Origin of the sequence: Sphingobium sp. LB126 (assembly GCF_002795205.1) — a bacterium.
Lineage (GTDB): Bacteria > Pseudomonadota > Alphaproteobacteria > Sphingomonadales > Sphingomonadaceae > Sphingobium > Sphingobium chungbukense.
In genome coordinates, this window is sequence record NZ_NETV01000003.1 from 344289 (window position 1) to 359110 (window position 14822).

20 protein-coding genes and 1 pseudogene are annotated in these 14822 nt (G+C 61.5%); 12 read left to right on the forward strand and 9 right to left on the reverse strand.

All coding sequences use genetic code 11. The features are described from left to right. Nucleotides 1-24: 24 nt before the first annotated feature. The 4 genes from CAF53_RS23225 to CAF53_RS23240 form a co-directional block, all read right to left on the reverse strand. On the reverse strand, nt 25-402 hold the full coding sequence (locus CAF53_RS23225) for a TrbC/VirB2 family protein (protein WP_240962546.1): 378 nt from the start codon (nt 400-402) through the stop codon (nt 25-27). Beyond that, a complete protein-coding gene (locus tag CAF53_RS23230) occupies nt 402-1079 on the reverse strand; it encodes a lytic transglycosylase domain-containing protein (protein WP_100239752.1) in 678 nt (225 codons plus the stop codon). The genes CAF53_RS23225 and CAF53_RS23230 overlap by 1 nt, the downstream gene beginning before the upstream one ends. Beyond that, the gene (locus tag CAF53_RS23235) at nt 1079-1444 is read right to left on the reverse strand and encodes a hypothetical protein (RefSeq protein ID WP_197707546.1); all 366 of its coding nucleotides are present in this window, start codon (nt 1442-1444) and stop codon (nt 1079-1081) included. The genes CAF53_RS23230 and CAF53_RS23235 overlap by 1 nt, the downstream gene beginning before the upstream one ends. Before the next feature lie 118 nt (nt 1445-1562). Next, on the reverse strand, nt 1563-1853 hold the full coding sequence (locus tag CAF53_RS23240) for a hypothetical protein (protein WP_066564695.1): 291 nt from the start codon (nt 1851-1853) through the stop codon (nt 1563-1565). 92 nt (nt 1854-1945) lie between these two features. Here CAF53_RS23240 and CAF53_RS23245 point away from each other — a divergent pair, with 92 nt between their 5' ends. The 8 genes and pseudogenes from CAF53_RS23245 to CAF53_RS23280 form a co-directional block, all read left to right on the forward strand. Beyond that, nucleotides 1946-2830 (forward strand): toprim domain-containing protein, encoded by an 885-nt coding sequence (locus tag CAF53_RS23245; RefSeq protein WP_237230218.1) that lies wholly within the window; start codon nt 1946-1948, stop codon nt 2828-2830. Then, on the forward strand, nt 2827-3411 hold the full coding sequence (locus CAF53_RS23250; protein ID WP_242443587.1) for a thermonuclease family protein: 585 nt from the start codon (nt 2827-2829) through the stop codon (nt 3409-3411). Before CAF53_RS23245 ends, CAF53_RS23250 begins: the two co-directional genes overlap by 4 nt. A gap of 397 nt (nt 3412-3808) precedes the next feature. Then, the gene (gene cofE, locus CAF53_RS23255) at nt 3809-4567 is read left to right on the forward strand and encodes a coenzyme F420-0:L-glutamate ligase (protein WP_100239753.1); all 759 of its coding nucleotides are present in this window, start codon (nt 3809-3811) and stop codon (nt 4565-4567) included. Further along, nucleotides 4564-5496 (forward strand): 2-phospho-L-lactate transferase, encoded by a 933-nt coding sequence (cofD, locus tag CAF53_RS23260; protein WP_100239754.1) that lies wholly within the window; start codon nt 4564-4566, stop codon nt 5494-5496. The genes cofE and cofD overlap by 4 nt, the downstream gene beginning before the upstream one ends. Before the next feature lie 4 nt (nt 5497-5500). Further along, entirely contained in the window at nt 5501-6109 is a 609-nt protein-coding gene (gene cofC, locus CAF53_RS23265; protein ID WP_100239868.1) for a 2-phospho-L-lactate guanylyltransferase, read from the forward strand. Nucleotides 6110-6353: 244 nt separating this feature from the next. After that, complete coding sequence (locus CAF53_RS23270; protein WP_100239755.1) at nt 6354-6701, forward strand: transposase; 348 nt, start codon at nt 6354-6356, stop codon at nt 6699-6701. Then, entirely contained in the window at nt 6698-7039 is a 342-nt protein-coding gene (gene tnpB, locus CAF53_RS23275) for an IS66 family insertion sequence element accessory protein TnpB (protein WP_031286377.1), read from the forward strand. Before CAF53_RS23270 ends, tnpB begins: the two co-directional genes overlap by 4 nt. Nucleotides 7040-7160: 121 nt before the next feature. Next, a pseudogene (locus CAF53_RS23280) lies at nt 7161-7970 on the forward strand (IS66 family transposase); the annotation flags it as partial. 84 nt (nt 7971-8054) lie between these two features. On the opposite strand, the gene istB reads toward CAF53_RS23280, so the two are convergent. After that, nucleotides 8055-8837: an IS21-like element helper ATPase IstB gene (gene istB, locus CAF53_RS23285; protein ID WP_100239418.1), complete on the reverse strand. Its 783-nt coding sequence runs from the start codon at nt 8835-8837 to the stop codon at nt 8055-8057. After that, nucleotides 8827-10350 (reverse strand): IS21 family transposase, encoded by a 1524-nt coding sequence (istA, locus tag CAF53_RS23290; protein WP_100239417.1) that lies wholly within the window; start codon nt 10348-10350, stop codon nt 8827-8829. The genes istB and istA overlap by 11 nt, the downstream gene beginning before the upstream one ends. Before the next feature lie 384 nt (nt 10351-10734). Between istA and CAF53_RS23295 the strand changes: the two genes are divergently transcribed. Both CAF53_RS23295 and CAF53_RS23300 read left to right on the forward strand, forming a co-directional pair. After that, nucleotides 10735-10998 carry a type II toxin-antitoxin system Phd/YefM family antitoxin gene (locus tag CAF53_RS23295; protein ID WP_100239756.1) on the forward strand — a complete coding sequence of 88 codons (264 nt, stop codon included), beginning with the start codon at nt 10735-10737 and terminating at the stop codon, nt 10996-10998. Next, entirely contained in the window at nt 10998-11435 is a 438-nt protein-coding gene (locus CAF53_RS23300) for a hypothetical protein (protein ID WP_100239757.1), read from the forward strand. Before CAF53_RS23295 ends, CAF53_RS23300 begins: the two co-directional genes overlap by 1 nt. Nucleotides 11436-11496: 61 nt before the next feature. Here the strand turns inward: CAF53_RS23300 and CAF53_RS23305 are convergent, their stop codons facing one another. The 3 genes from CAF53_RS23305 to CAF53_RS23310 form a co-directional block, all read right to left on the reverse strand. After that, entirely contained in the window at nt 11497-11730 is a 234-nt protein-coding gene (locus CAF53_RS23305; RefSeq protein WP_100239758.1) for an AbrB/MazE/SpoVT family DNA-binding domain-containing protein, read from the reverse strand. A gap of 109 nt (nt 11731-11839) precedes the next feature. Next, nucleotides 11840-12199, reverse strand: a complete 360-nt coding sequence (locus CAF53_RS28395) for a hypothetical protein (protein ID WP_242443589.1) — start codon at nt 12197-12199, stop codon at nt 11840-11842. Beyond that, complete coding sequence (locus CAF53_RS23310; protein ID WP_242443590.1) at nt 12144-13073, reverse strand: site-specific integrase; 930 nt, start codon at nt 13071-13073, stop codon at nt 12144-12146. The genes CAF53_RS28395 and CAF53_RS23310 overlap by 56 nt, the downstream gene beginning before the upstream one ends. Before the next feature lie 158 nt (nt 13074-13231). Between CAF53_RS23310 and CAF53_RS23315 the strand changes: the two genes are divergently transcribed. Both CAF53_RS23315 and CAF53_RS23320 read left to right on the forward strand, forming a co-directional pair. Further along, complete coding sequence (locus tag CAF53_RS23315; RefSeq protein ID WP_242443591.1) at nt 13232-14053, forward strand: DUF4158 domain-containing protein; 822 nt, start codon at nt 13232-13234, stop codon at nt 14051-14053. Next, nucleotides 14010-14819, forward strand: a complete 810-nt coding sequence (locus CAF53_RS23320) for an IS5 family transposase (protein WP_046765929.1) — start codon at nt 14010-14012, stop codon at nt 14817-14819. Before CAF53_RS23315 ends, CAF53_RS23320 begins: the two co-directional genes overlap by 44 nt. Nucleotides 14820-14822 lie beyond the last annotated feature (3 nt).

Below are 14822 nucleotides of genomic sequence, written 5' to 3' on the forward strand. Positions count from 1 at the left end.
GCATCGTGTCGAGCCGCTTGGCTATCAGGCGGAGCCTGCGATCTGATCCACTATCCACGGCGCGGAAAAGATGATCGCAATCCCGATGATCACCGTGACAAGGCCGCCGGTGTTGACCCGCCCCATGAGCCATCCCGCGCCCGCGATGATGACCGCGATCACCGCCAAGGCGCGCAGCAGGCCATTGCTGAGCAGGCTGAGCACATTATTGGCGAAGCCCTCCAGATTGGCAGATTGGGCAAAAGCGGGGTCGGGAGACAGGAGCGTCGCAATGCTGACGATAGCAGCTATGGCTGCAAATGACGTCACCTTGCGTTGCAGTGGTGACATGCCCCTTACATAGCGTTGGACGGACGATCGTACCGGCCACGCGCGTATTTGCGAGACTGCGCTCAATTTCATCAGCTTCCTCCTATTTCCGCGTGACGGGCACGCTCGAAAGCCGCTCGGGAGAAGACGTCCCAGGCGGGCGGTGGCGATGCCGCCGGTGTCGGCCCGGCATTGGCCATATTTTCAGCAGCCAACTCGGCCAGCATCGTGGTGGGGGGCTGGCTCTCCTTGCCGCCTTCTGCGGCGCTTATCGGCGCGGCATAGGCAACAGGGGTCACACCATTGGCGACGCCAGCGTTGCTCAGCACACGATGCACATAGCCGTTGCGAAAACCGCGAATCTGGCTGCCGCTATTGTACATCGAGAGAGCGACGCGCAGGGCCTCCTGGGGCATCCTGCCGTCGCGGACCCGGTGGTAATTGCCCGCAAGCACCTGTCCGGCCGCGCCGATATTGGCGCAGGGATCGAACACGCTGGCCCATGTAAGACCGAGCGCATTCATATTGTTGGAGTTGATCTGCCCAAGGCCAAGATCAACCGAATAGCCTTTGGCGATGTAGCTGCGCGCGATGCGCGCCGCATCCGCCGCATTGGTCGGGCGATCGGGTTGCTGGGCCACACCGTTGACGTTGAGGGCAAACTGATAACCTTTGCTTTCGGTATGCACCACGGCTGCAATCGTGGATGGGGCAACGCCGCTTGCGCATTGTGCGGCCAGCCCCAAGATCGCGGCGGTCGTGAACTGCATTATTGCGGCCCACCCGGAATGGCTGTGGCCTCGGCTTGCGCCACCTCCGCTTGGGTCGGGACAATATAGGTCTGCCGGCTGCCGTCCTGCATCGTCATGACGACAGTGCCGGGTCGCCCATTTTTCGGCTCTCTGTACTTTGCCGCCCTGACACCGCCAGCGGTGCATGTCGGAAAGCCCCCGCCCAGGGCAAGGCTTCGCAATAATTTGCGGATGGGAGGCACGCACTGCGCATATTGCATCCAGCCGCCCGGATTGCTTGCGCACAGCAGCACCTCACAAGCCCATGTGCTGTCGGCGGCCTTGGCCGAATAGGGCGTAGCACACGTCAAAAGGCATGCAGCAACGCCGAAGGAAATAGACAAGCGATTTCGCATGTTTTCACCTCTATGGGAAAACAGCTTAAGTCGCTTTCAGGGCACTGCCTAGCCTGCCCCGATGACGCAAATTCCTGAAACTAAGGGATTATCTGGCTTTTCGATTTCAGAAACGGGATGGATCGTTCCATTGAGGCGATGGATTGACGCCAATCATCGCGCTGTAGCCATAGGCGTTCACAATATGACGAATGGCCGATGAAATCTTTGAATATAAACGGATTCTTTTCTTATCGTAGAGTGCGACATGGTAAGGCGTCGAACCGCGCCAGCTGACCCGGACGTTGATGTACCACTTGCCATCGTCATCCCGTTGATGCACCTGAATGTCGGTGATCGTGCCCGCGACCGGGCGATGGGATGTGAGTTCGCGTTCCAGGATCAGTTCGAGTTCCATTTTACCTCATGCAGCGATTTATATATATATCGCTGGTATCGTGACGTTATTCTTATTAGCCTTAGGGTAAGTGGCAAGTGAGAGGAGGTCCAGTGAGCGGTCGCAATCCCGACGCGGTGGCACGAGATGCCGAACGCATCGTCCGACAGCTTGGCGGCAAATGGCAGGGTGATTACGCCATGTGCCGCTGTCCCGCCCATGCCGATGGCGATCCCAGCCTGTCGGTCCGGGTCGGCCGCAAAGCAGTGCTCTTTCACTGCTTCGCCGGCTGCACCTCCGATGCCATTGTCGAAGCGCTGCGCACCGGCCAATTCGCTCCGCCGGCTGGCCATGATCCTGGCCGACGCCATGAGGGAGGGAAGGCCGACTTCAATAAGCTGGCGCTATCTACGTGGCGCTTTGCCGATCCCTTCATCGGCAGTCTCGCGGAACGGTATATCCGCGGTCGGGCGATCGTGCCGACGGGCATCACCGCCCGCTTTGATGCACGCTGTCAGTTTGGCGGCGGTGAGGACAAGGCTTTTGCGCCTGCTCTCATTGTTCCGGTTGAAGAAGATATCGGTGTGGTCGCCATCCACCGCACCTTTTTGCAGGCTGACGGGAAGGGCAAGGCTGCGATCACCAAGCCCAAGAGGTTGTTGGGAAACCCTGGTGGTGGCGCCGTACGATGGGGTGGAATTCCTGCCGATGGCATATTGCGGCTCGCAGAAGGGGTTGAGGACGCCGCGAGCGTCATGAACATGCTGGAGCCGGAAACCTTCGTGTGGCCGGTGTTGGGGATCGAACGATATCAGGCCATCACCATTCCCGAGAGCATCCACAAGATCATCATCTATAGCCAGCATGGCGGTGAGGCAGAGCGCGCCATTGAACGCGCGGAGCCGCATCTCACTGACAAGGGGCGGCAGCTCGATGTGAAGCTGCCGCCGCACTCTGGCGACTGGAATGACCTTTTGCGTGAGATCCGTTCGCAGTGAAGCTGTTTCCTGGGCTTCCCAACCATCAACGGGTCATGCTTGCGCTGATGTTTGGTGCGGTGTCGGTCTATGCCTTGGCACAGCAAAAGCAGCAGATCGGACGAATTGCGTCGCTGCGATTAATCGATCCAGCACCCCGAGTGATTGATGGTGATACGCTGGAGGTAGCGGGATCAACGGTTCGCACTGTTGGGATTGATGCGCCGGACGATGATCTTCCACAGCTCAAGCGGCTGTCAGCGCAGACGATGGCAGGTCTGGTTCAGCGCGATGGGGGCGTCGAGTGTGCAGCCAGCTTGTTTGATGTCGCGCTTCGCCAGGAACAGCAGTGTCGCAGCCCCGCAACCAGCTATGGTCGATTGAACCTCCCATGCCGCCTGGAGAAAAATGGGGCGAGCCTCGCAGCCACGATGGTGGCGCAGGGTTATGCCGTAGACTATCGGCGATATTCTGGCGGTGCCTATGTGAAGCTGATGCAGCAGGCGGCCCGGCAACGCATGGGTCTGTGGGGCCAGGACTATGAAGGCATGCGCCGACTGGCGGTTGATCGAGCGGGGTTGCCTGCTGGTTGTCCAAAATAAAGACGGAGGGCCGCATGGTTTTAGAAGCTGCCGCCGGGCTGCCTCGAGTGTGGGCGGCAAATGTAAATTCACGGAATTGCGGTCTTGAAATACACGCGGCGCTCCCGAGGAGGGTGACAGCATTAAACTATCGATAATGACATGGGCGTTTTGGGCGCTACAATTCTGTCCATGAGCGGCAACTTCGCCTGAGTGTGTCGCCCCCCCCACCTGGATATGGCCGTGGCGGCTTTAATCCACTACAAACCAATCGGTCGACTCGGTGAGGACAAGTCAAAATCTACCTGGCCAATGCTGGTTGATAACAGTAAAAATTGATTTCAAGTGCGAGTGGAAGCTGCATCGAGCCCCGCATTTCTTAACTTCCGTAACGCACCAAGGCAGGCTACCGGACCCAATGATCTCCATTCATCCATTGTACGATCTTCCCGAAATTGCCGCTGGCGACGACCTTGCGGCACTGTTGCGAACCAGCCTTTGCTCGGCAGGACTGCTGCCTTTGCAGACCGGTGATGTGCTGGTGGTGACACAGAAGATTTTGTCAAAAATGGAAGGCCGGATGGTCGACCTTGCCACGGTCGTGCCCAGCCCGGAAGCAATCGAACTGGCCGAGCAGACGCGCAAAGACCCTCGGCTGATCGAACTGGTGTTGCAGGAAAGCACGGCGATCGTCCGGGCCGTTCCCAATATTCTGATTACCCGCCATCGACTGGGCCATGTGATGGCAAACAGCGGCATTGACCGGTCCAATATCGGTCCGGGCGGAACCGAGCGCGCCTTGTTGCTGCCGATCGATCCAGATAGATCGGCTCGACGATTGTTGGAAGCCATGTCTTCCCACAGCGACAGTCGGATGGCGGTCGTCATTTCAGACAGCTTCGGCCGCCCTTGGCGTCATGGCGTTGTGGGCGTGGCGATCGGGGCGGCGGGGCTGCCGGCGTTGGTCGACCGACGCGGTGACCAGGATCGCGACGGCCGACAGTTAGAAGTAACCCAGATTGCGCTGGCCGATCAGATCGCGACCGCCGCCGCGCTTGTTACCGGCGAAGGGGCTGAAAGCGTACCCGCCGCACTGATCCGCGGCCTGAATCTGCCCGAGGGCGAAAATGGTGCTGGCGCCATCGTTCGCCCGGTGGACGAGGATTTGTTCCAGTGAGCGGGCGCGTCACAGTCCTGACTGGCGGCGTGGGCGGCGCGAAGCTCGTGCTGGGGCTGTTGCAGGTCTGCGCGCCAAAAAACATCACCGCTATCGTCAATACGGGCGATGATTTCCAGCATCTGGGCCTTTCTATTTCGCCCGACATCGACACGCTGCTCTACACCTTGTCAGGCAAGGCCAACAAGGCACAGGGCTGGGGACGTGAGGGCGAGACGTGGACCTTCATGGAAGCGCTGAAATCGCTGGCGGGCGAAGATTGGTTCCTACTGGGCGATGGCGACATGGCACTGCATGTCTTGCGCACATCCATGCGCGCATCGGGCCTGCCGCTGAGCGGGGTGACCGCACATTTCGCGGCGAGTTGGGGGCTTGGTCTCAACATGCTGCCGATGAGCGACGATCCGGTTGCCACCCATGTCATGACCGATCAGGGCGAACTGCCCTTCCAGCGTTATTTCGTAGAGCAGCGCTGCGCCCCTGCCGTCCGCGCCATCCGATTTGCGGGTGCGGAGGCGGCACGGCCCGCGCCCGGCGTGTTCGATGCAATCCGTGACCCAGAGACGCGGGCTATCGTGATCGCGCCCTCCAATCCCTGGCTCAGCATCGATCCGATATTGGCCGTGCCGGGCATCCGGGAAGCGCTGGCTGCCGCATCCGCGCCGGTCATCGCCGTGTCCCCGATCGTTGGTGGCCAGGCGGTGAAGGGGCCGACCGCTAAATTGATGGGCGAACTGGGCCTTGCCATCAGCAACGAGGTCATTGCAAATCAATATGCGGGCATAGTCAACGGCCTCATAGTTGATGAGCGCGATGGAGCAGAGGGACTTGCCATCCCCCACGCTGTCACCGACACGCTTATGAAAACTCTGGGCGACAGGGTAAGGGTTGCGCGCGCCGCCCTGGATCTTGCCGCACGGTTGGCCTGAGGCAATGAACTGCTGGGTTGTCATACCGGTCAAGTCGCCTGCATATTGCAAGACGCGCCTTGCGCCGGTCTTGGACGAGGCGGAACGCCAGTATTTGGTCGCGGCGATGCTGGAACGCGTCTATACGGCCGCCTGCGCGGTGGCCGGACCGGACCGGACCTTTATACTTGGCCCGTCGCGGCATGCCCTTGGTAACAAAGTTCGTCTGTTCGGCGATCCAGGGGGCGGCCTCAATCCTGCCGCGACAAGCGCCCGCGATGCAGCGCTACAGGGTGGCATTGAACGGTTGATCCTGTTATCCGCCGACTTGCCCCGGGTCGCAACTGATGACGTCGCCGCTCTGATCAACATTCCGGCAAGAACCATCGCAGTCGCACCCGATGAGAGCGGTCAGGGCACTAATGCTCTGTCATTGCCTTTGCCACAAGCGAGCGATTTTCGCTTTCATTATGGTTTGGGCAGCTGCGCCGCGCATCGGGTCGAGGCCGCTCGCCTCGCCTTGCCCCTTTTAGCGATCGTTCGGCCGGGCCTTGGCTTCGATATCGACGAACCCGCTGAACTTGCCGGCTGGTATAACGCTGGACCGAATAGTAGTTTCACAAATCAATTCTAAGGTTGTGCGGAGCATCTGCATCGTTTGGCTATAGTTTCAGTCAAGCCTGCTTTGCCTCCGTACCGGGGTCATGGCCCCATGCTGATGTTCGGGTCGGGCGCTCCAACGTGCGAAGCACGGTCTTGGAAGGCCGCAGCGGATTGAGCGAGGTCATATCAACGTATCCATCCGGCGGCCGCCGCCTTGTCGTGAGGTAGTGGACTGCTCTTAAGAATGCTCTCGAGAGTAGGCTTAGGAGCGGTTCATGGGGCAGATAACGGTGATGACCGGGCCGGAACGGCGGCGGCGGTGGAGCGATGAGGAACGGCTGCAGATTTTGGCGGAAGCCTTTGCGCCGGGAGCCAGCGTTTCGGCCGTGGCGCGACGGCACGACATTTCCACGGCGCGGATCTACACGTGGCGCAGCAGGCTGCGGCAGGTGCCTGTGTTGACCGAGTTCGCCGAGGCGGTGGTGGACAATGGCGCCCAGCAAGGCGCGCAACAGGCCGGGATGCCGGTGATCATCGTCGATCTCGGCGGCAAGGGACGCGTGAGCATATCAGCTGCGGCATCACCTGCCTTGGTGTCGGCGGCGCTGAAGGTCTTGCGATGATCCCAGCAGGCGCACGGGTGTGGATCGCAATGGGCCATACCGATATGCGTCGTGGGATGCAGAGCCTCGCGGCGATGGTGCAGCAAAGTTTTTCGCGAGACCCATTTGCCGGCGATCTTTGGGTCTTTCGCGGTCGTAACGGGTCGCTGGTGAAGATAATCTGGCACGATGGCCTCGGGATGTCGCTTTATTCGAAGCGGTTGGAACGTGGCAAGTTTATTTGGCCCTCTGCGAAGGACGGCGTGGTGTCTCTGACGAGCTCACAGCTGGCTTGTTTGCTGGACGGAGTGGACTGGCGGAACCCGCAATATAGCTGGCGCCCGCAGAGCGCGGGATAAGCGCGGATTTTCTTCATCAAGCCGCATTTTCCGCTTCAACCGGGCGGTTTTCTGTGATTCCATCCCGGTTGTGGACGCCGCCGTTTCGCCCCTGCCTGACGACATCGAAGCGCTCAAGGCGCTGGTCCGGCTCAGCACGCAGCGCGCAGATGCGGCCGAACAGCGCGCGACGAGTGCCGAGGCTGAACTGGCCAATGCCCGTGCCCGGGAGAGCGCCACCGAGGCCTTGATCTCCCACTACAAGTTGCAGATCGCCAAGCTCAGGCGTGAACAGTACGGCCCCAGCGCCGAACGCACCCACCGGCTGCTTGCCCAGATGGAGTTTGAGCTCGAAGATCTGGAAGCCGACGCCGCCGAAGATGATCTGACCGCCGAGACCGCCGCGGCAAAGGCGACGAACGTCACAGCTTTCGAACGCAAGAGGCCGGTCAGGAAGCCGTTTCCCGATCATTTGCCCCGCGAGCGCGTCGTCGTCCCGGCGCCCTGTTCTTGCCCGGCCTGCGGCGGCATGCGCCTGTCGAAGCTGGGCGAGGATGTGACCGAGACCCTGGAGGTGATCCCGCGCGCCTGGAAGATCATCCAGACCGTGCGCGAGAAGTTCTCCTGTCGTGCCTGTGAGAAGATCACGCAGCCGCCGGCGCCGTTCCATGTCGTGCCGCGCGGTTGGGCCGGACCAAGCTTCCTCGCCATGCTGCTGTTCGAGAAGTACGGGCAGCACCAGCCTCTCAACCGCCAGGCTGAACGTTTCTCCCGCGAAGGTGTGCCGCTGAGCGTCTCCACGCTCGCTGACCAGGTCGGTGCGGCTTCCTTTGCCTTGATGCCCATCTTCCGGCTGATCGAGGCCCATGTCTTTGCCGCCGAGCGAGTGCATGGCGACGACACTACCGTGCCGGTCATGGCAAAGGGCAAGACCGATACCGGTCGATTATGGTGTTGATTGCCGTTGAGAAGTGACCCGGGATTTCCACCGAGAAGTGACCCGCCTGATGGTTATGTTTCGGATGTCATATGTGGGTCAAGGTGCGGGTTTCTCCTTTCTGGGTCTGGCTTGCTGGGCTGAGCTGTTCTTGAACCGGAAGCTGTCGTTGCCGGTCTCCAGGATGTGGCAGTGATGGGTGAGCCGATCGAGGAGCGCTGTGGTCATCTTCGCGTCGCCGAACACGGTGGCCCACTCGCTGAAGCTCAGGTTGGTGGTGATGATGACGCTGGTGCGCTCGTATAATTTGCTCAGCAGGTGGAAGAGCAGCGCGCCGCCGGAGGCACTGAACGGCAGATAACCCAGTTCGTCCAACACGACGAGGTCCGAGTGGACGAGCCGGTTGGCGATCTGCCCGGCGCGCCCCTGGGCCTTTTCCTGTTCCAGGGCATTGACCAGTTCGACCGTAGAGAAGAAGCGGACCCGCTTTCGATGATGCTCGATCGCCTGAACGCCCAGCGCCGTTGCGAGATGGGTCTTCCCGGTGCCCGGACCTCCAACGAGCACCACATTGTCGGCAACATCGATGAAGTCGCAGCGGTGCAACTGGCGCACCAGCGCTTCGTTGACCTCGCTGCTGGCAAAGTCGAAGCCGGCGAGATCGCGATAGGCGGGGAACCGCGCAACCTTGAGCTGATAGGCAACGGATCGCACCTCGCGTTCGGCCGTCTCGGCTTTCAGCAACTGGGAGAGGATCGGCACGGCCGCCTCGAAGGCGGGCGATCCCTGAGCCATGAGATCGGTCACGGCCTGAGCCATGCCGGGCATTTTCAGGCCGCGCAGCATCACGACGAGGGCACCGGTGGCGGGATCATGACGCATGACGGTTCTCCCGGCGCAGGGCATCGTAGCGCTCGACATTGGCCATTGGCTCGCTGACCAGCCTCAGCGCCTGTGGCGCCGTTACCGGCGGCATCGAGAGCGGTTTTCCATCGAGCAGCCTGTGCAACAGGTTGAGGATATGGGTCTTGGTGGGCACGCCCGCGTCCAGCGCCAGGGCGACAGCGGTCAGCACCGCCTCTTCGTCATGGTGCAAAACCAGGGCGAGGATCTCGACCATTTCCCTGTCGCCGCCGGGATTGCGCAGCAGATGCCGTTGCAGCCGCTGGAAGGCCTCGGGCAGTTCGAGGAACGGCGCGCCGTTGCGCAGGGCGCCGGGTTTGCGCTGAACCACCGCCAGATAGTGACGCCAGTCATAGACGGTGTGCCCCGGCCCATCATGGGATCGGTCGATAATGCGCTGATGCTCGCATATGACTTGCCCTTCGGCGACGACCAGGAAGCGATCGGGATAGACCCGCAGGCTGACGGGCCGATTGGCGAACGACGCCGGCACGCTGTAACGGTTGCGTTCCAGGTGGATCAGGCAGGTTGGCGAGACCCGTTTCCCATGTTCGACAAAGCCATCGAACGGTCTGCCCATCGGCATCAGGCTTTCCACTTCATCGGCCCAGGCATCGGCGACCGAACCCGGTTCGATCCCGTGCGGGATATCCTGCCACAGCTCCTTGCAGCGCTCCTCCAGCCATAGGTTGAGAGCATCCAGGCTTTCCGCCTGCGGCGTGGGTTGCCATAGCCGATGCCGGGCATCCTGGACGTTCTTCTCGATCTGGCCCTTTTCCCAGCCTGCTGCCGGATTACAGAACTCGGCCTCGAACAGATAATGACTGACCATGGTGAGGAAGCGGGTGTTGACGTTCCGCTCCTTGCCGCGCCCGACCTTATCGACGGCGGTGCGCATATTGTCATAGATGCCCCGGCGCGGAACACCACCCAGCACGCGGAACGCATGATTATGGGCATCGAACAGCATCTCGTGGGTCTGGAGCAAATAGGCCCGCACGAGAAAGGCGCGGCTGTAGCTGAGCTTGAAGTGGGCGACCTGCAGCTTGGTGCGCACGCCGCCGATGATCGCCCAATCCTCGCTCCAATCGAACTGGAATGCTTCCCCCGGTGCGAAGGACAGCGGCACGAATGTCCCGCGCCCGCTCATCTGTTGCTCACGACGATAATCATCGCGCCAGTCCCGGGCAAAGGCCGCCACCCGATTGTAGGAGCCATCATAGCCCAGGCTGACCAGATCAGCATGCAACTGCTTCATCGTCCGCTTATGCTTGCGGGTCCGACCCATCTCCCGTCTCAGCCAGGCTGACAGCCGCTCCGCGAACGGGTCCAGTTTGCTTGGGCGATCGGGCACCTTGAACCGCGGCTCGACCGTGTCCGAACGTAGATATTTACGGATCGTATTACGTGACAGCCCGGTACGCCGCGCAATCTCGCGGATCGAAAGATGATCGCGGAAATGCCAGCGCCGGATAACGCTCAATAACGCCATGTCCAACACTCCATGACCCCTCGCTCGTCAAAGCCAGGGGTGAGTTCAACATGGGTCACTTCTCAGTGGAAATTTGGGCCCTTCCCGGGTCACTTCTCAACGGCAATCAACACGCCATTGATCTGGATCGAGAACGGCCGCTTTCGAAGGATGATCGCTCCAGACCGGACTAAGCAAAATGTCCCATTTGCCGAAAAGCGGCCCCGCCGCATGATTCCAGCTCGGCCGTTCGGTGGGTGCTCGATGGCACGATGAAACGAGAAGCGATGGGGCATGGCTCGGGGCGCCTCATCGCAAACGAACGAGTCCTGAGTGCCAGTAGCCTCCGCAATATGTCTTGCTATTTATCCGTAAACTCCGTATTTTCCGGCTAGGAGAATCGTTATGGCCCATTCTGTCAGTTCCGTCGAGGCATCCAAATCTTTCGGTCGCATCAGTCGGCAGGCATTGGAAAGCCCGCTCACCATCACGCATCATGGGCATGAAAGCCTCGTCCTCATGTCGCATGCCGAATATCTGCGTCTCAAGAGCCGCGATCGGGAGGTGCTCGCACTCGGCGACTTCACCGAAGAGGATCGCGCCGCCATTGCGGCGACGCGCGCGCCGAGCGAAGCTGCCGATTTCGATGATGAATTGCGGGATCACTGATGCCGCTTCCAGTACCGGTTCCCGGCCTTGTCATTCGATATTCCTTTCTCTGGAGCCATGAAGCCAAAATCGGCGCCGAGGATGGTAGCAAGGATCGGCCCTGTGCCGTTCTGCTCACGACGACGACCAAGGACGGCCAGCACATCGTCACAGTCCTGCCCGTGACCCACACACCGCCCGTCGACGAACGGCTAGCCGTCGAGATTCCCACAAGGACCAAGGCGCGCCTTGGTCTCGACAACGCTCGCTCCTGGATCATCCTGTCTGAAGCCAATCGGTTCCAATGGCCTGGTCCCGACATTCGTCCTGTTCCGGGTGCGAAGGATGGAGGCGTCGCCTACGGCTTGCTCCCAGCCAGCCTGTATGAGCTCGTGCGGACCAAGTGGCTTGCGGCGTTCGACGCACGCCGGGTCGGACAAGTCCATCGCACATCATAATCTCGACGACTGATCCCGTTTCACGATCCGACAGGATGTGGGGGTGGAGGAGATACATGGGTCAGATGTCGACGGGATCGGGCGGCGCGTCTTCGATGGGACCAAAATCGTCGTCGATCGGCTCCAGGGTAGCCAGATAGGCAGCCAGCGACAGAACCGGGGCCGGCTCGATAATGAGCCGATCACCATCCTTGCGGATGATCGCTTTTTCGCCTGGCAGCTCAAACTCGCCCGGAATGCGGATTGCCTGACTGCGGCCATTCTTGGACAGCTTGACGTGGCGCTGGCCGTTCATTGCAACTCCTTGGCCTATGCCAATAGCATATCCCAGCGCACTTCGCGAAACCGGGCCCTGCGATTACCCATCGCTTGCCGGGGAGCCGCAGGTCGAATTTGGACCATCCTCATTCGAGCTTTCGCATCAGTCTTCCGGCAGCCCCCTGCTCGGCGGCGAGGTTGCGGTTATAGGCCAGCGGCATGCGCGGGCTTTTCCAGCGCAGCGCGTCCATGATGCCGGCGAGCTCCTCGCCGCTGACGAACAGGTCCTGGTTGAGCCCCACGCGCGTCGAATGGGCGCTGATCCCGTCGAGCAGCCGGGCCAGATCATCGGCGGTGAGGTCAGGCAGGGCGCCGCGCGCGAACGCCCGCCGGATGATCGCGCGGTACAGCGCCCCGATCGAACCGGGGTGCAACGCCCCTGCCCCGACATCATAGTCGGTTCGGGCTGGCTGCGCGGGCGTGCCCTCGGTCCGGCTGATCACCATTCTGCCTTCCGCGCCGATGCGGGCTTTGGGGTTTCCCCGGCACCGCCGCGCGCGCTTTCACGTGGCGTACCTGGACCCGCCGGAACAGCGGGCCGTCGTGGATGTCCGCCGCCCGCCGCCAAGCCAGGATCGCGCGCACGCTGCGCGGGCTTAAAAAGGCGGTGGCCCCCTCGCCTTCCGGGTCACCCTTGGTCCGCGGAATCGCGAGCAGCCGCGCTTCGGGGTCGGTCGCCTCCAGCATATGCTCGACCGCGATCGCCACCAGCTCCGAGGCGCGCAGCCCGGTGTCATAGGCGGTCGAGAGCAGCGCCCGGTCGCGCAGTTCGGGCAGCGTCTCGCCGCAGCTGTCGAGCAGCGCGCGAATGTTCAAGCCTCGGGGCGCATCGGCGGCGACATCACGCACCGGCCCCTTGAAGCGCAGCGGCCGCGCCTGGCGCTGCGCGCTGCCCTGCGCCTTGCGGATCGCGCGCAGCCGCAGCTTGACCAATTCCGCTTGGGTCGGGTCTTTCAGATCGACCAGCTGGTGGATCTTGGCGATCGAGGCCCTGTAGCGGCTGAGCGACGCGGGCTTCGCCCCCTGCCCTGCCCGCGCATCAAGATAGGCGGTCACCACTTCGGGCGTCGCCGGCAGCGCGATCCGGTTGGTGCGGCGGCACCAGAGGTCAAACGCCTCGAGATCGGAGTGCAAGGCCCGGATCGAATGCGGCGAGCTCGCCGCCTGATAGGCGGCGATGAGATCCTCGTTGAGGGTGATACGCTCGCCCGCGCGCATGGCCACGACGGCGCCGATCAATCCGCCCGCGGCGTCGGGCGCGAGGGCGCCGGTATCGGCGGAAATCGAAACGGTTTCGTCGGGGAGAGGGTGCGGTTCCATGGCCTTGTTACTAGGGGGCACCTCAAGGTTCGTTCGCCAGACAACGCTAAGCCGGAGATGTTTCTGAAACTCTGCAATAACCTTTTTGCATGCCTGCCCCATTGCGCGGGTCTAGCCTGACCGATTGGGGGGTCATTCCGACTCAGGCGGGGTACAACATGGCGCGGCGCAATTTACTGACGCGGGAAGAGCGCGAGCGGCTATTCCTACCAAGAACCGACCACTTCTCGATCATCAGGAACTACACGCTGACGGTCGAAGACCTGGATATCATCGGAAAGCGACGAGGCCCCGTTAATCGGCTCGGTATTGCTGCTCACCTTGCCTTACTGCGGCATCCTGGGTTTGGGCTGCGCACGAACTCGGACATCCCCGATGCTATACTCAACTACCTGTCTGCGCAGCTTGGCGTCGCTCCGGGCACATACGGTGCCTATGGCCAACGTCCGCAAACGCGAACCGACCACAGCTCAATTGCCGCTGATTACCTCGGTCTTAGGCCGTTCACACGCGCGGATGTTGCCCACGCTATTGAACTTGCAGCCCGTGCAGCCATGCGCAGTGACCGCGGAGAAACAATTGCCAGATCCTTGATGGATAACCTGAAGGCGGAGCGCTTTATTCTGCCCCTGCCCGACACCCTCGAGCGGGCCGGGCTTGCCGGGAGAGCACGCGCTCGTAAGCGCGCAGCATCGGAAATCGTCGCCGAACTGGGCGGCAGTACATTGGAGTTGCTCGACGCACTCCTGATCAATGACCCAGCCCTTGGTATGACGCCGCTGGCTTGGTTGCGGGATATGCCCGGATCTCCGTCAACCAAGAACATGAATGCGCTTCTCAAGCGGCTGCGGTTCATACGTGATCTCGGGATTGAACCGGCAATCAGCCTAGAGACTGTTATGGACTTGAGAATCGATAAGATTGAAACGGTTCGGCATGAGCACTTGCCGCAAGCCGTACCCGTCCGATGTGTCCGATGAAGAGTGGTGGCTGGTTGCGCCCTACCTGACGCTGCAGCGTGAGGATGCTGGACAGCGTGAGCATAGCCTTCGCGAGGTGTTCAACGGACTGCGCTACATCGTGAAGACCGGCGCGCCGTGGCGGTGGATGCCGAACGACCTGCCGCCTTGGGCAGCGGTGTATCAGCAGACGCAGCGCTGGCTGGCGGCGGGCTGCTTCGAAGCGCTGGTGGACGATTTGCGCGCCATGCTGCGTTTGGCGGCGGGACGATCGGCCGAACCCACCGCTGCGATCATCGACAGCCGGACGTTGCGCTCCACGCCCGAGAGCGGCGAGCGCGCCGCCTATGACGGGGCAAAACGCAAGAAGGGCTCCAAGCTCCATATCGCGGTCGACACGCTCGGCCACCTGCTCGCACTGCATGTCACGCCGGCCAGCGCGGAAGATCGCGGCGAGGTCGAGAAACTCGCCCGAACGGTCCAGGCCGTCACCGGCGACAGCGTCGAGATCGCCTGGGTCGATCAGGGGTATACCGGCGAGCGTGCCGCGCAGGCCGCCGAACGGCACGGCATCACCCTGGAAGTTGTCAAATTACCCGAGGCGAAGCGCGGCTTTGTTCTCCTTCCCCGTCGATGGGTCGTCGAACGTTCCTTCGCATGGGCAACCAAATTCCGCAGGCTCGTCAAGGATTACGAACGATATGCCCAAACCCTCGCAGGGCTACATGTCGTCGCTTTCGCTTGCCTCATGATCAGGCAAGTCGCCGCTCTCACCGCAGATTCATAACAG

Bases quoted from the DNA above. Each gene is read 5' to 3' on its own strand.
- CAF53_RS23225 (WP_240962546.1), bottom strand. From the start codon at position 402: ATGAAATTGAGCGCAGTCTCGCAAATACGCGCGTGGCCGGTACGATCG.
- istB (WP_100239418.1), bottom strand. From the start codon at position 8,837: ATGCGTCATGATCCCGCCACCGGTGCCCTCGTCGTGATGCTGCGCGGC.
- CAF53_RS23270 (WP_100239755.1), top strand. From the start codon at position 6,354: ATGGGGCAGATAACGGTGATGACCGGGCCGGAACGGCGGCGGCGGTGG.
- istA (WP_100239417.1), bottom strand. From the start codon at position 10,350: ATGGCGTTATTGAGCGTTATCCGGCGCTGGCATTTCCGCGATCATCTT.
- CAF53_RS23300 (WP_100239757.1), top strand. From the start codon at position 10,998: ATGCCGCTTCCAGTACCGGTTCCCGGCCTTGTCATTCGATATTCCTTT.
- tnpB (WP_031286377.1), top strand. From the start codon at position 6,698: ATGATCCCAGCAGGCGCACGGGTGTGGATCGCAATGGGCCATACCGAT.
- CAF53_RS23310 (WP_242443590.1), bottom strand. From the start codon at position 13,073: ATGGAACCGCACCCTCTCCCCGACGAAACCGTTTCGATTTCCGCCGAT.
- CAF53_RS23295 (WP_100239756.1), top strand. From the start codon at position 10,735: ATGGCCCATTCTGTCAGTTCCGTCGAGGCATCCAAATCTTTCGGTCGC.
- CAF53_RS23320 (WP_046765929.1), top strand. From the start codon at position 14,010: ATGAGCACTTGCCGCAAGCCGTACCCGTCCGATGTGTCCGATGAAGAG.
- CAF53_RS23230 (WP_100239752.1), bottom strand. From the start codon at position 1,079: ATGCAGTTCACGACCGCCGCGATCTTGGGGCTGGCCGCACAATGCGCA.
- cofC (WP_100239868.1), top strand. From the start codon at position 5,501: ATGAACTGCTGGGTTGTCATACCGGTCAAGTCGCCTGCATATTGCAAG.
- CAF53_RS28395 (WP_242443589.1), bottom strand. From the start codon at position 12,199: ATGGTGATCAGCCGGACCGAGGGCACGCCCGCGCAGCCAGCCCGAACC.
- CAF53_RS23315 (WP_242443591.1), top strand. From the start codon at position 13,232: ATGGCGCGGCGCAATTTACTGACGCGGGAAGAGCGCGAGCGGCTATTC.
- CAF53_RS23305 (WP_100239758.1), bottom strand. From the start codon at position 11,730: ATGAACGGCCAGCGCCACGTCAAGCTGTCCAAGAATGGCCGCAGTCAG.
- cofE (WP_100239753.1), top strand. From the start codon at position 3,809: ATGATCTCCATTCATCCATTGTACGATCTTCCCGAAATTGCCGCTGGC.
- CAF53_RS23240 (WP_066564695.1), bottom strand. From the start codon at position 1,853: ATGGAACTCGAACTGATCCTGGAACGCGAACTCACATCCCATCGCCCG.